The sequence below is a fragment of the Stenotrophomonas sp. TWI700 genome, from assembly GCF_039673645.1.
Taxonomy (GTDB): domain Bacteria; phylum Pseudomonadota; class Gammaproteobacteria; order Xanthomonadales; family Xanthomonadaceae; genus Stenotrophomonas; species Stenotrophomonas maltophilia_AA.
In genome coordinates this window covers 37120-50783 of record NZ_JBDJMB010000005.1, presented here as the reverse complement: position 1 = coordinate 50783, position 13664 = coordinate 37120, and the positions used below count along the sequence as shown (strand labels likewise).

The window sequence follows — 13664 nt, the reverse complement described above, 5'->3', positions numbered from 1 at the left end:
ATTACCCCGACAGTACGGCATCAGGTACCACCGGCGCCATGGGTTATTGATGGCTGGCCACCGCGCCGCGATAGCGGTCGGCCAACAGGGCCACCCGCTTCACGTAATACTGGGTCTCGCTGTAGGGCGGCACGCCACCGTGGCGGTCGACCGCGCCCTCGCCCGCGTTGTAGCCCGCCGCGGCCAGGGTGAGATCGCCATTGAAGCGCTTGAGCAGCCAGGACAGATACTGCACGCCGCCGCGGATGTTCTGCGAGGCATTGAAGGAGTCGCTGACGCCGAAGCGGCGCGCGGTCGGCGGCATCAGCTGCATCAGCCCCTGCGCGCCGGCACGGCTGAGCGCGGTCGGGTTGTAGGCCGACTCGGCGTGGATGATCGCGCGGACCACCGCCTCCTCCACCCCGAACTCGCGGGCCGCGGCGGCGATCTCGCTCTGGTAGGCCGTCGTGTTGAGCCGTACCGAGCCAAAGTTGACCGCCGGATTGGCCCCGCAGGCGTAGCAGCGCTCGATGAAGCTGTAGTGGATGGTGCGGACCTGGCCCAGGCTGGCGACGCCGGCCGGGCGTGCGCTGGTGTAGTGGCGCACGCCGTCCTTCATATAGGAGTAAAGCTGGCCACTGCGCACCTTCCCCGCCTTGCCGGTGGCAGCGGACGGGGCGGACGGTGCGGTCAGCACCGTGGCCGTGGCCGGAGCCGGGGCGGGTGTGATCGCGGTGGCGGAGGTGACGCTGTCGGCCCGGACGGGGGCTGGCGCCGACGTCATGCTGGCGATCGGGGCCGCCGGGCCCGGCGCGGGCGGCGGCGGCAGGGCCCGGCGAGGCGCGCTGCGGTCCGGCCGGTAGCTGCTGATCACGCTGCAGCTGGCCCCGCTCACACGCTTGCTCACATAGCTCGGGATGCCGTCGCTGCCGACACACTTGTACAGCGTGCCCGCACTGGCCGGCATAGCGGTCAGCGCAGCCAAGGCCAGCGCAGCGATCCCCAACATCCCCTTCATGAGCGGGAGTGTCCCCAATTCGCCGGGGATTGCCAAGGGGGGAGCCCGACCCGGCTACAATGGCCTGCTCACCGCAGCCATCCGGCTGCCTGCCCGCCCACCCGACTGGAATAAGCGCCATGACCGGGACGCCAGCTTCGACCGCGCCGACTTCGGCCGGTTCTACCCTGCCTGCCTCTGCTCCTGCCAGCACCGCCCCCCGCCCCGACCTGCTCCCCCTGCCCGGCGCCAGGCCGCAGGTGACCGGACCCGTGCGCGGCAAGCTGTACATCAAGACCCACGGTTGCCAGATGAACGAGTACGACTCGACCAAGATGGCCGACGTGCTCGCCGCCTCGGAAGGACTCGAGCTCACCGACGACCCGGCCGAGGCCGATGTGTTGTTGATGAACACCTGCTCGATCCGCGAGAAGGCCCAGGAGAAGGTGTTCAGCCAGCTCGGTTACTGGAAGGCACTGAAGAACAACGGCCGCGGCGTGATCATCGGGGTCGGCGGCTGCGTGGCCTCGCAGGAAGGCGAGGCGATCATCAAGCGCGCGCCGCACGTGGACCTGGTGTTCGGCCCGCAGACCCTGCACCGCCTGCCGGAGCTGATCCGCCAGCGCCGTGAATCGGGCAAGTCGCAGGTGGACATCAGCTTCCCGGAAATCGAGAAGTTCGACGCCCTGCCCGAACCGCGCGCCGAGGGTGCCTCCGCGTTCGTCTCGATCATGGAAGGCTGCTCGAAATACTGCTCGTTCTGCGTGGTGCCCTACACCCGTGGCACCGAGGTCAGCCGCCCGTTCGAGGACGTGGTGGTGGAAGTCGCGCAGCTGGCCGCCCAAGGCGTGCTGGAAATCAACCTGCTGGGGCAGAACGTCAACGCCTACCGCGGCCCGTATGGCGACGGCGAGTTCGCCGACCTGGGTCTGCTGATCCGCACCATCGCCGAGATCGACGGCGTGGGCCGGATCCGCTTCACCACCTCGCATCCGCTGGAGTTCAGCGACTCGCTGATCGACGCGTACCGCGATGTGCCGCAGCTGGCCAACTTCCTGCACCTGCCGGTGCAGGCCGGCAGCGATCGCGTGCTGTCGGCGATGAAGCGCGGCTACACCGCGCTGGAGTTCAAGTCCAAGATCCGCAAGCTGCGCGCGGTGCGCCCGGACATCTCGATCAGCTCCGATTTCATCGTCGGCTTCCCCGGCGAGACCGACGCCGAGTTCGAAAAGACCATGAAGCTGATCGAGGACGTGGGCTTCGACCAGAGTTTCTCCTTCATCTATTCGCGCCGGCCGGGTACCCCCGCCGCCGATCTGGAAGACACCACCCCCGATGCGGAAAAGCACGCGCGCCTGTCGCGCCTGCAGGCCCGGATCAACGAGCAGGCCGCGGCCATCTCCGAGAAGATGGTCGGCACCGTGCAGACCGTGCTGGTGGAAGGTCCGTCCAAGCGCAACCCGAACGAGTTGACCGGCAAGAGCGAGAACATGCGCTCAGTGAATTTCCCGGGGCACCCACGCCTGATTGGCCAGTTCGTCGATGTGGTGATCACCGAGGCGTACAGCAATTCGCTGCGTGCGCGGATGGTGACCGCCGACTAGCCGCGTGCCGCGCGCACTGGTCATGAAATGATCACGTGCTCGCGGCCATTGACAGCATTGGGGTGAAGCGGCTTATCCACACCTTTCTCCCGTGCCCACCCACAGGGGATGTGGATGACCGGGCCACGACGCACGCATCGTTGACGCTTTTTTGACCGCCCGATCGAACCCTTTGCCGCACAAGGGCTGGCGAGCGCTATCCACAGGTTGCTGCACCGGCGTTGCACAGGCGGTGTGGAAAAGTAGCGGCCGCCCGATACCCGCGCTACCCTGTTCTCCCTTTCCCTGCTTGCGGCCCGGTCGGCTGGACCGGCGGCCGCCGGACGCAATGACCGCACTCGCACAACGCGACTTCACCCTCACCCCGGAAGACAACGAACGCCTGGCGAACATGGCCGGCCCGTTCGACGAACATCTCCGCCAGGTGGAACTCAAACTCGGCGTGGAAATCGCCAACCGTGGCCACGTCTTCCGCGTGACCGGCCCCAAGGCCGTGGTCGCCGATGCGCAGGCCCTGATCGAAGCGCTGTACGCCGAGGCCGGCGACGTGGTGTTCGACAGCCATGCCATCCACCTGCGGCTAAACCAGGCCAACGTGGAGCATGTGGTCGAGCGTGCCTACGAGGCCCAGGACGTGGCGATCAAGGTCAAGCGCGGCACGGTGCGCGGCCGCGGCGCCAACCAGGCGCGCTACCTGCACCAGATCACCACACACGACATCAATTTCGGCATCGGCCCGGCCGGTACCGGCAAGACGTTCCTGGCCGTGGCCAGCGCGGTCGAAGCGCTCAACGAAGCGCGCGTGCAGCGCCTGATCCTGGTCCGCCCCGCGGTGGAGGCCGGCGAGAAGCTCGGCTTCCTGCCCGGCGACCTGAGCCAGAAGGTCGACCCGTACCTGCGCCCGCTGTACGACGCGCTGTATGAAATGCTCGGCGTGGAAAAAGTGCTCAAGCTGCTGGAAAAGAACGTCATCGAGATCGCGCCGCTGGCCTACATGCGCGGGCGCACGCTCAACGATGCGTACGTGATCCTGGACGAAGCGCAGAACACCACGGTCGAGCAGATGAAGATGTTCCTGACCCGGCTGGGCTTCGGCTCCACGGCGGTGGTCACCGGCGACCTCACCCAGACCGATCTGCCCAAGCACGTGAAATCGGGCCTGCGCGATGCGATCGATGTGCTGCGTGACGTGGAGGGCGTGAGCTTCACCTTCTTCGAAGCGCGCGACGTGGTCCGGCATCCGCTGGTGGCCCGTATCGTCGGCGCCTACGACCGCCGCGATCTGCAGCAGGTCCAACCCGGAGCAACCCCATGACCCGTGGTCCCGTGCGACTGGACGTCGCGATCAACTACGCTCTGCCCCGCGCCGGCCTGCCGTCGGCGGTGAGCTTCCGCAAGTGGGTTGCCGCGGCCCTGAAGGACCGCATCCGCGAGGCCGACCTGGCGATCCGCCTGGTCGACGCCAAGGAAGGCCAGTCCCTTAACCGCCATTACCGCGGCAAGGATTACGCCACCAACGTGCTCAGCTTCCCGGCCGAACTGCCGGAGGGCCTGCCCAAGGGCGTCAAGTTCCCCCTGCTCGGCGATCTGGTGATCTGCGCCCCGGTAGTCGCCCGCGAAGCGGACGAACAGGGCAAGGCGCTCAACGCCCATTACGCGCACCTCACCGTGCACGGCGTGCTGCACCTGCTCGGCTGGGACCATGAGGACGAGAAGGAAGCCGATGCCATGGAACAGCTGGAGCGTGACATCCTGGCTGAACTGGGCATCGCCGATCCGTATGCCGGCGAGCGCTGAGCGCCCCCTCGATACCTGTGTTGATCCCTGTGCCCTACAAGGATGTATGCCGCGATGCCGTCACCTGACCGCCGCTCGGCACTGGGCCCCCTGCTGCTCGCACTGTCGCTGGCCGGCGTGGTGTATTCCGCCCTCGGCGCGCCAGGTCTGCCGGCACTGACACCGGCAGGCCGCGATCCCGGTGCGATCCGGTTGGGCATGCTGGCGCTCTCGGCGGTGATCGCCCTGCTGTCCCTGGCCCCGGCGCGCAGCTGGTGGGCTGCACATCAACGGCGCGCGCCCCTGCCCGCACACTGGGCCGACCGCCTGGACGGCGTGGCTGCCGGCGTATTCGTCGTGGGCCTGCTGACCAGCGTGGTGGCGGGCCTGGTCCTGCCCCGCCTGCTGGCCGGCCCAGGCGACGCCGCGCTCAGCGCCACCGGCCTGGGCGTGGTGGCTTGGTCGGGACTGGCGGCGGCACTGGCCGCACCGACGGGCTGGCGCACGTTGTATCGCTGGGCCCGGCGCGATGGTGCCCCGCCCGCACAGTCCCCGGTCTTCCGCGCACGGCCGGTGCAGGTGGCGCTGTTGTTCGTCCTCGCCGCAGCCTTCGCGCTGGTGTTCGGCCGCACGCTGATCACGCTTACCGCCAGCGGCCCAAAGGTGCTCCATCTGGGCGCCTCGGCCTTGGTCCTGTGCGCGGCGGGGATTGCGGTCGTCACCTTCACCGCCACCCTGCGCTGGCTGCTGCGCCGTCGCTGACGGCCTGCCATGCGGGACCGCCCCCCGTTATGATCGTCGCCGCGTCCGTGCCGTGCACGCCTGTTGATGGACCTGTTCCGATGACCCCGTTGCGATTTGCCTGCCTGGGCCTGCTCGGCCTGCTGCCTGCCCCGGCGTTTGCCGACGCGGCGCCGCTGGACCTGCCCGCTTTGATTGAATGCCGCAAGAGCGTGAGCGATTACGATGCCGTCGCCCCGGTCGTGGCGGACCCGCTCAAGGCGGTCGCCAACGGCCTGCAGCCGTTGCCGCAGACCAACCAGTTCATGACCGAATTCCGCCTGGCCGCGCCGATCACGGTCTTCGGCGAGCGCGCCGAGTACATCACGGTGGCCGGGGCCAGCATCATGGCGATCCTGGACCTGGCCGATCCGCGCCCGCTGGCCAAGCGCCTGGCCCTGGAAGACGGTGTGGATACCCCGGAGAAGTTCATGGCCGGGCGCGAGCTGGTCAGCCGCGACGTCACCGACCCGCGTACCGGCGAGGCCCTGATCGAGTCGGTGATCCTGAGCCTGTCCACGGTCAAGTCCCACCCCGGCAGGACCCTGGCCGGCTGTACCTACAGCCTGGACCTGCCGCCGGAAGAGGAGACCCCGGCCCCGGCCGCCGCCCCGGGCCCCGCGCCGGGCGTGAATCCGCCCTCGGCAGGCCGCTGACAGGCGCCCGCATCCTGATAGACTAAATCCAACGCCCGGCACGCCGGGTGCCTTTTTTTCCAGAGATGTCTGAAGACGACAGTAGTAGCTCCACCCAGGAGCACAATGAAAAGAAGCGCAGCTGGCTCGAACGCCTGACCTCTGCCTTCTCCGGCGAACCCCACACCCGCGACGAGCTGGTGGCGGTCCTGCACACCGCGCACGAAGACGGCCTGATCGCCGCCGACACGCTGCGGATGATGGAAGGTGCCATCGCGGTGGCCGAGCTCACCGTCGGCGACGTGATGATCTCGCGCTCGCAGATGGTCTCCCTGCCGGTCGAAGCCCCCTTCCTTGAACTGATGAAGCAGGTGGTCGAATCCGGCCATTCGCGCTTCCCGGTGCACGGCGACAACAAGGACGACATCCTCGGCATCCTGCTGGCCAAGGACCTGCTGCGCGGCGTGGTCGCCGACAACGGGCCGGCCAACATCCGCGAGCTGCTGCGCCCGGCGGTGCTGATCCCCGAGGCCAAGAAGCTCAACGTGCTGCTCAAGGAGTTCCGGCTCTCGCGCAACCACATGGCCATCGTGGTCGATGAGTACGGCGGTGTCGCTGGGCTGGTCACCATCGAGGACGTGCTGGAACAGATCGTCGGCGAGATCGACGACGAGCACGACGAAGCCGAAGACCACACCTCGCAGATCGCGATCCAGGCCGACGGCCAGTACGTGGTCGACGCGCTGACCGCGATCGAGGATTTCAACGAGCGTTTCGGCGCCACGTTCCCCGATGATGATTACGACACCATCGGTGGCCTGGTCACCGAGGCGATCGGGCACCTGCCGGAAACCGGCGACGAACTCACCCTGGACCGCTTCGTGTTCCGGGTCGCGCGTGCCGATGCCCGCCGCGTGCAGGCGTTCCACGTGACCGTACTGCCGCCCGACACCCACAACGAGGATTGACCCACGCCATGCGGCCCCCTTTGAATCGGTGGTCGCTGTGCCGCCTGTTGTTCGTGTTGTCGCTGATGGCGATGGCCAGCCTGCCCTTCGGGGCGCTGGCCGCGCAGGATGCCGCGCCGGTCAGTGATGCCCCGGCTTCCGCCGCCGCGCCGCGCGTCGGCGTGGTCACCATGCAGCCGGGCGAGATCTTCTTCGAACGCTTCGGGCATGACGCCCTGGTCGTGGTCGACCCGGTCACCGGCGACGCCACCTCCTACAACTTCGGTTACTTCGACCCGAGCGAATCCGATTTCATCGGCAACTTCGTGCGCGGCGACATGATGTATTACCTGGTCGCGCTGCCCCTCGGGCAGGACCTGTCGTACTACCAGGAGAGCGGTCGCGGCGCGAGCGTGCAGTGGCTCGACCTGACGCCTGACCAGGCGCATGCCCTGGCCGCCTCGCTGGCCGAGCGCGCCAAGCCGGAAAACGCGCGCTACCACTACGATTACTACACCGCCAACTGCGCGACCATGGTCCGCGATGCGATCGATGGCGCGCTCGGCGGCGGGCTGCATTCGCAGCTGTCCGGGCGCTCGCGCGGCAACACCTACCGCAGTGAATCGGTGCGCCTGGCGTCGCCGTCGCCGTGGATGTGGCTGGGCTTCGATATCGGCCTGGGCCCGTTCGCCGACCAGCCGCTGTCGCGCTGGCAGGAAGCGTTCGTGCCGATGCGTTTGGCCGATGCGCTGCGCCAGGCGCGCAACAGCGAAGGTCGCCCGCTGGTACAGGCCGAGCAGGAACTGCTGCCGCACCGGATCGCCCCGGAACCGGCCGAGTCGCCCCGGAGCTGGTGGCCCTGGCTGCTGTGCGGCCTGATCGCCGCCGCGGGCGTGGTCGCACTGCGCCGTCGGCGCCGCCTGCTCGGCGGACTGGCGCTGCCGTTCTGGCTGTTCTGCGGGATCGGCGGCGCCCTGCTGACCTACCTGTGGGGCTTCAGCGCGCACCAGGCCGCCTGGGCCAACCGCAACCTGCTGCAGCTGTCGCCGCTGTGCCTGCTGCTCCTGCCCGGCGCGATCACCTTGCTGCGCGGCCGCGTGCCGCGTGCGTGGTTCCGGATCGTGCTGTGGGCGGTCGCTGGCCTCTCGCTGCTGGGCCTGGTGCTGCATTGGCTCACGCTGCAGGCGCAGTACAACCTGCAGTGGATCGTGCTGCTGCTGCCGATCCACGTGGCACTGGCGTGGGCGCTGGCCCGCCGTGACCCGCCCGTCACGGGCCGCTGACGCACGATGCCCGGCATGGATACCGTCACACCCGAAAATCCCGCCTGCGTCATCAACTGCGTTCACTACGATGACCAGGGCAAACGCCACGACATCAGCCTGGACGCGATCAGCGATGTGATCGCCAGCGACAACGGCTTCGTCTGGGTGGGACTCTACGAACCCCAGGACAGCGTACTGCTGAAGCTGCAGGAAGAATTCGGCCTGCACTCACTGGCCATCGAAGACGCGCGCAATGCCCATCAACGGCCCAAGGTGGAGGCGTACGGCAACTCGCTGTTCGTGGTGGTGACCACCGCGCAGATGGTCGACGAGCGCATCCAGTACGGCGAGACACATGCCTTCCTCGGGCCGCGCTTCCTGGTCACGGTGCGCCATGGCGCCTCGCTGTCCTACGCGGCACCGCGCGCCCGCGTCGAGCGCGAGCCGGAGCTGCTGCGCACGATGGGGCCGTCGTACTGCCTGTATGCGGTGCTGGATTTCGTGGTCGACAACTACCTGCCGATCACCCAGGGCTACCGCGACACGTTGGAGCTGCTGGAGAAAGACATCTTCTCCGACAACTACAAGCGCCATACCGTGGTGCGCCTGTACGAACTCAAGCGCGAGCTCAACAAGATGCGCATGGCGGTCGCGCCACTGCAGGACATGCTCTCGCAGATCAAGCGCTACCAGGGCGACCTGGTGCCGGACGAAGTGAAGCTGTACCTGCGCGACGTGCACGACCACGCGGTGCGGATCAGCGATGTGATCGACACCCTGCGCGAGATGCTCGGGACCGCGCTGAGCGTGAACCTGTCGCTGGTGACCCTGGCCCAGGGCGAGACGGTCAAGCGCCTGGGTGCGTGGGCAGCGCTGCTGGCCGCCCCGACCCTGATCACCAGCTGGTACGGCATGAACTTCACCCACATGCCCGAACTGGACAAGCCCTGGGCCTACCCCGCCATGATCATCGGCGTCGGCGCGGTGTGCGTGGGCCTGTACCGCCTGTTCAAGCGCGCCCGCTGGCTGTAGGTGGGTAGGTAGCGACCGTTGGTCGCTACGGTGGCGACCATTGGCCACGACGGTGGGTAGTGCCGGCCGCTGGCCGGCTCCTCGGGTGGCATGACCCTCATTTGATGCTCCCGGCCGTCCGGGGCATGGTCGTGAGCCGGCCAGCGGCCGGCACTACCCGGTTCATACATCAGGCCACGTAAATCGTCTTGATGTTCATGAACTCATGGATGCCGTGCTCGGCCAGTTCGCGGCCGAAACCGGAGCGCTTGCTGCCGCCGAACGGCAGGCGCACGTCGCTCTTGACGATGGCGTTGACGAAGGCGGCACCACATTCCAGCTGCTGGGCAATCGCTTCGCCGCGCACCGGGTCGGTGGTCCACACGCTGCCGCCCAGTCCGAAGCTGGTGTCATTGGCCACGCGCAGCGCCTCGGCCTCGTCGCCGACCCGCAGGATCGCGGCCGCCGGGCCGAACAACTCTTCGTCATAGGCCGGCATGCCGGGGGTGACGTTGTCCAGGATGGTTGCCGGGTAGCCCGCGTGCGAGCCGGCCACCGGCTCGCCGCCGAGCAGCAGCGTGGCGCCCTTGGCGATGCTGTCCTGCACCTGCTTGTGCAGCTCGTCGCGCAGGTCCGCGCGTGCCATCGGCGCCAGCGTGGTGGTCTCGTCCTGCGGATCGCCGTAGACGCGCTTGCCTGCCGCGGCAACGAACTTTTCCACGAACGCATCGGCGATCGCATCGACCACGATGAAGCGCTTGGCCGCGATGCAGGTCTGGCCGCTGTTGTCGAAGCGTGACTTCACCGCGGCGGCGACCGTCTTCTCGAGATCGGCATCGGCCAGCACCACGAACGCGTCGCTGCCGCCCAGTTCCATCACGCACTTCTTGAGCTGGTCACCGGCATTGGCCGCGATGGACCGCCCGGCGCGTTCGCTGCCGGTCAGGGTGACCGCCTTGATCCGCTTGTCGCGCAGCACCTCGGCCGCCTGGTCGTTGTCGATGTGCAGCACATCGAACACGCCCTCGGGCAGGCCTCCATCACGACATACGGCCAGGATCAGGTCCGCGCACTGCGGCACGTTGCTGGCGTGCTTGAGCAGGGCCACATTGCCGGCCATGAACGCCGGGGCGAGGAAACGGAACACCTGCCAGATCGGGAAATTCCACGGCATCACCGCGAACACGCAGCCGATCGGCTCATAGCGCACGTAGCTGCGCTGGGCTTCGGTATCGATCAGCTGCGGCTTGAGGTAATCGGCCGCGTGGTCGGCGTAGAACTCGCAGGCCTCGGCGCACTTCTCGATCTCGCCCAGCGCCTCCCCCTTGAGCTTGCCCATCTCGTTGGTCATCGCCTGCTGGATGTCGCCCTTGCGCTGGCGCAACTGGGCGGCGATCGCACGCAGGATCGCCCCGCGCTCCTGCAGCGAGCGCGCTGCCCAGGCCGGGAACGCCTCGGCGGCAGCGGCCAGGCGCTGCTCGACCTCTTTGGCGGTGAGCAGTTCATGGCGATACGTGACCTGGCCGGTCGCGGGATTGATGATGTCAGCGGTCATCGCGGGTCTCCGAAAGTCAGACCCGCAGTGTGCGCCCGACCCCGTGAGCCGGATGTTGCCGGATCGGGATGACGTTCAGCCGGGGTCCTGCAGCGCCATCTGCATGTCGCGCTGGCGACGCTTTTCCGTGCGCGCGGTGATGTACCACCCGATCACCGCCGCGATCGACACCGCCAGCACCATCAGGGTGGCCAGCGCATTGATCTCGGGCTTGATGCCCATCCGCACCGAGGAGAACACCTTCATCGGCAGGGTGGTCGAGTTCGGCCCCGCCACGAAGCTGGCGATCACCACGTCATCCAGCGACAGCGTGAACGCCAGCAGCCAGCCGGCCACCAGCGCCGGGGCGATGATCGGCAGGGTGATCTGGAAGAACACCTTCAGCCGGCTCGCACCGAGATCCATCGCGGCCTCTTCCAGCGAGCGATCCAGCTCCTGCAGGCGCGAAGACACCACGACGGTCACGAAGGACAACGTGAAGGTGACATGCGCGATCCAGATGCTGGTCACGCCGCGGCTGGGAAAGCCCGGGATGCCGCCCATCGCCACCAGCAGGGTCATCAGCGAGAAGCCCAGGATCACTTCCGGCATCACCAGCGGCGCGGTGATCAACGCCCCGAACAGGGTCTTGCCCGGGAAGCGGCGCATGCGGGTCATCACCATCGCCGCCATCGTGCCGAGCACGGTGGCCGCACAGGCGGTCCAGAATGCGACCTTGAGGCTGATCCAGAGCGCATCCAGGATCTGCCGGTTGTTGAACAGTTCGCCGTACCAGCGCGTGGAGAAACCCGACCAGACCGTGGCGAGCTTGGAGGCGTTGAAGGAGTACACCATCAACAACAGGATCGGCAGGTACAGGAAGGCGAAGCCCAGCCCGAGCAGGCTCCAGCCCAGCCAGCGGTTGCTGCGCACCATGCTCATGCCAGCTTTCCTTCCAGCTCGCGCTGCTGCATGCGGTTGAACAGCAGGATCGGCACCAGCAGCAGGGCCAGCATCACGATCGCCACCGCCGAGGCCGTCGGCCAGTCGCGGTTGTTGAAGAACTCGCCCCACAGCACGCGCCCGATCATCAGCGTGTCCGGCCCGCCCAGCATTTCCGGGATCACGAATTCACCCACGGCCGGAATCATCACCAGCATGCAGCCGGCGATGATGCCGGTGCGCGACAGCGGCAGCGTGATCCGCAGGAAGGCCTGCCACGGCTTGGCGCCCAAATCGTAGGCGGCCTCGAGCAGGCGGTTGTCCAGCTTGACCAGGTTGGCGTACAGCGGCAGCACCATGAACGGCAGATAGCAGTACACGATGCCGATGTAGGCGGCGGTCGGGGTGTACAGGATCTGCAGCGGCGCATCGATCACGCCGATCTTGAGCAGCAGTTGGTTGAGCAGGCCGTTGCGGTCGAGGATGCCGATCCAGGCATACACGCGGATCAGGAACGAGGTCCACGAGGGCAGCACCACCAGCATCATCGCCACGTTGCGCGCGGCCGGGCTCATCCGCGAGATCACGTAGGCCATCGGGTAGCCGATCAGCAGGGTGAGCAGGGTCGAGATCACCGCGATCTTGATCGAGCTCAGGTAGGCCAGCAGGTACTGGTTGTCCTTGACCAGGGCCGCGTAGCTGCCGAGGTTGAGCTTGAGCGAGAAGGCGCCGTCCACGTACTCCAGCAGCCAGGTGTACGGCGGCGAGCCGACCTGGGTGCGCGCGAAGGAGATCATCAGGATGATCACGAACGGCACCGCGAAGAACAGCAGCAGCCACAGGTACGGCGCGGCGATCACGCCGGCGCGCGTGCCCGGGAGCCAGCGCTTCCAGCCGGTCGCGCTCATGAGGTCAGCACCACGCCGTCGTTGTCGCGCCAGTGCACCCACACGGTGTCACCCCAGGTCAGGCCATCGCTGGCCCAGCGCTGCGAGTTGGCGAAGTTGGACAGCACCTTGGCCCCGCTCGGCAGGCGCACATGGAACACCGAGTGACTGCCGAAATAGGCGATCTCCTCGATCACGCCCTGGGCCTTGTTGGTGTCGCCGGCCGGCTCGTCCTTGCCGATCATCACCTTCTCCGGGCGCAGCGCGAACGCCACCGGCTGGCCTTCGTAGCCGGTGATGCCGTGGGCGACGTAGATCGGCGCGGGGAACAGCGGCGTGCGCACGGTGACGTACTCCGGCAGGTCTTCGTCCAGCACGCCATCGAACAGGTTCACCGAGCCGATGAACTCGGCCACGAAGCGGTTGGCCGGCTGCTCGTAGATCTCATCCGGCTTGCCGACCTGCTGGATCCAGCCGGCGTCCATCACCGCGATCCGGGTAGCCATGGTCATGGCCTCTTCCTGATCGTGGGTGACCATCACGCAGGTCACCCCGGTGGTCTCGATGATGTTGACCAGCTCCAGCTGCATCTGCGAGCGCAGCTTCTTGTCGAGCGCGCCCATCGGCTCATCCAGCAACAGCAGCTTCGGACCCTTGGCCAGCGACCGCGCCAGCGCCACGCGCTGCTGCTGGCCACCGGACAGCTGGTGCGGTCTGCGCTTGGCCAGCTTGCCCAGTTGCACCAGCTCCAGCATTTCGCCGACGCGGCGGTTGATCGCATCGCGGGCCATGCCGTCCTGCTTCAGGCCGAACGCGATGTTCTGCTCCACCGTCATGTGCGGGAACAGCGCATAGGACTGGAACATCATGTTGATCGGGCGCTGGTACGGCGGCAGCGCATTGATGCGCTGGCCGTCCAGGTCGATGGTGCCCTGGGTCGGTGTCTCGAAGCCGCCCAGGCAGCGCAGCAGCGTGGATTTTCCGCTGCCGGAGCCACCGAGCAGCGCAAAGATTTCGCCCTTGCGCACGTCCAGGGTGACGTCATCGAGCGCGACGAAGCCGTCGAACTCCTTGCGCAGCGCGCGGATGGACAGGTAGCCCGGTTCCAGGACCGGGAGGACCGCGCCTTCCGGCTTGGCTTCAAATGGCATGGGGGGCGGCTCCGGGAGCGGCGGCAGGACGGGGGGAGCATCCCATTTTACCGGTCGTCGTGGCGTCATGCGCTACCCGGTCGGGCGGCCCGCTTTGCCGGGCCCGGGGCGGATTGCCGCCCCTCCCCCTGAAACGACGACGCCGGCACGGGGCCG

Annotated in this window: 13 protein-coding genes; 8 read left to right on the top strand and 5 right to left on the bottom strand. The window is 67.5% G+C overall.

Annotated elements, in window-relative coordinates; all coding sequences use genetic code 11:
- Positions 1-43: 43 nt before the first annotated feature.
- On the bottom strand, positions 44-997 hold the full coding sequence (locus ABE473_RS05850) for a lytic transglycosylase domain-containing protein (RefSeq protein ID WP_346488799.1): 954 nt from the start codon (positions 995-997) through the stop codon (positions 44-46).
- A gap of 251 nt (positions 998-1248) precedes the next feature.
- Here ABE473_RS05850 and miaB point away from each other — a divergent pair, with 251 nt between their 5' ends.
- The 8 genes from miaB (at position 1249) to ABE473_RS05810 (ending at position 9015) form a co-directional block, all read left to right on the top strand.
- Positions 1249-2580 carry a tRNA (N6-isopentenyl adenosine(37)-C2)-methylthiotransferase MiaB gene (miaB, locus tag ABE473_RS05845; RefSeq protein WP_346488798.1) on the top strand — a complete coding sequence of 444 codons (1332 nt, stop codon included), beginning with the start codon at positions 1249-1251 and terminating at the stop codon, positions 2578-2580.
- Positions 2581-2908: 328 nt separating this feature from the next.
- Positions 2909-3895 (top strand): PhoH family protein, encoded by a 987-nt coding sequence (locus tag ABE473_RS05840; RefSeq protein WP_346488797.1) that lies wholly within the window; start codon positions 2909-2911, stop codon positions 3893-3895.
- Positions 3892-4377, top strand: a complete 486-nt coding sequence (gene ybeY, locus ABE473_RS05835; protein ID WP_346488796.1) for an rRNA maturation RNase YbeY — start codon at positions 3892-3894, stop codon at positions 4375-4377. The genes ABE473_RS05840 and ybeY overlap by 4 nt, the downstream gene beginning before the upstream one ends.
- A gap of 54 nt (positions 4378-4431) precedes the next feature.
- On the top strand, positions 4432-5118 hold the full coding sequence (locus ABE473_RS05830) for a hypothetical protein (protein ID WP_346488795.1): 687 nt from the start codon (positions 4432-4434) through the stop codon (positions 5116-5118).
- 80 nt (positions 5119-5198) lie between these two features.
- Positions 5199-5792, top strand: a complete 594-nt coding sequence (locus ABE473_RS05825) for a hypothetical protein (RefSeq protein ID WP_346488794.1) — start codon at positions 5199-5201, stop codon at positions 5790-5792.
- 65 nt (positions 5793-5857) lie between these two features.
- Positions 5858-6739, top strand: a complete 882-nt coding sequence (locus ABE473_RS05820) for a transporter associated domain-containing protein (protein WP_176989567.1) — start codon at positions 5858-5860, stop codon at positions 6737-6739.
- A gap of 8 nt (positions 6740-6747) precedes the next feature.
- Complete coding sequence (locus ABE473_RS05815) at positions 6748-8001, top strand: DUF4105 domain-containing protein (RefSeq protein ID WP_346488793.1); 1254 nt, start codon at positions 6748-6750, stop codon at positions 7999-8001.
- 15 nt (positions 8002-8016) lie between these two features.
- A complete protein-coding gene (locus tag ABE473_RS05810; protein WP_346488792.1) occupies positions 8017-9015 on the top strand; it encodes a magnesium and cobalt transport protein CorA in 999 nt (332 codons plus the stop codon).
- A 169-nt stretch (positions 9016-9184) separates the two neighbouring features.
- Here ABE473_RS05810 and ABE473_RS05805 read toward each other — a convergent pair whose 3' ends face one another.
- From ABE473_RS05805 to potA, 4 genes are all read right to left on the bottom strand, one after another.
- Positions 9185-10549: an NAD-dependent succinate-semialdehyde dehydrogenase gene (locus tag ABE473_RS05805; protein ID WP_346488791.1), complete on the bottom strand. Its 1365-nt coding sequence runs from the start codon at positions 10547-10549 to the stop codon at positions 9185-9187.
- Between the two features lie 75 nt (positions 10550-10624).
- Positions 10625-11470 carry an ABC transporter permease subunit gene (locus ABE473_RS05800; protein WP_176989563.1) on the bottom strand — a complete coding sequence of 282 codons (846 nt, stop codon included), beginning with the start codon at positions 11468-11470 and terminating at the stop codon, positions 10625-10627.
- Complete coding sequence (locus tag ABE473_RS05795; protein WP_176989562.1) at positions 11467-12378, bottom strand: ABC transporter permease subunit; 912 nt, start codon at positions 12376-12378, stop codon at positions 11467-11469. The genes ABE473_RS05800 and ABE473_RS05795 overlap by 4 nt, the downstream gene beginning before the upstream one ends.
- On the bottom strand, positions 12375-13508 hold the full coding sequence (gene potA, locus ABE473_RS05790) for a polyamine ABC transporter ATP-binding protein (RefSeq protein ID WP_319208268.1): 1134 nt from the start codon (positions 13506-13508) through the stop codon (positions 12375-12377). Before potA ends, ABE473_RS05795 begins: the two co-directional genes overlap by 4 nt.
- Between the last annotated feature and the right edge of the window lie 156 nt (positions 13509-13664).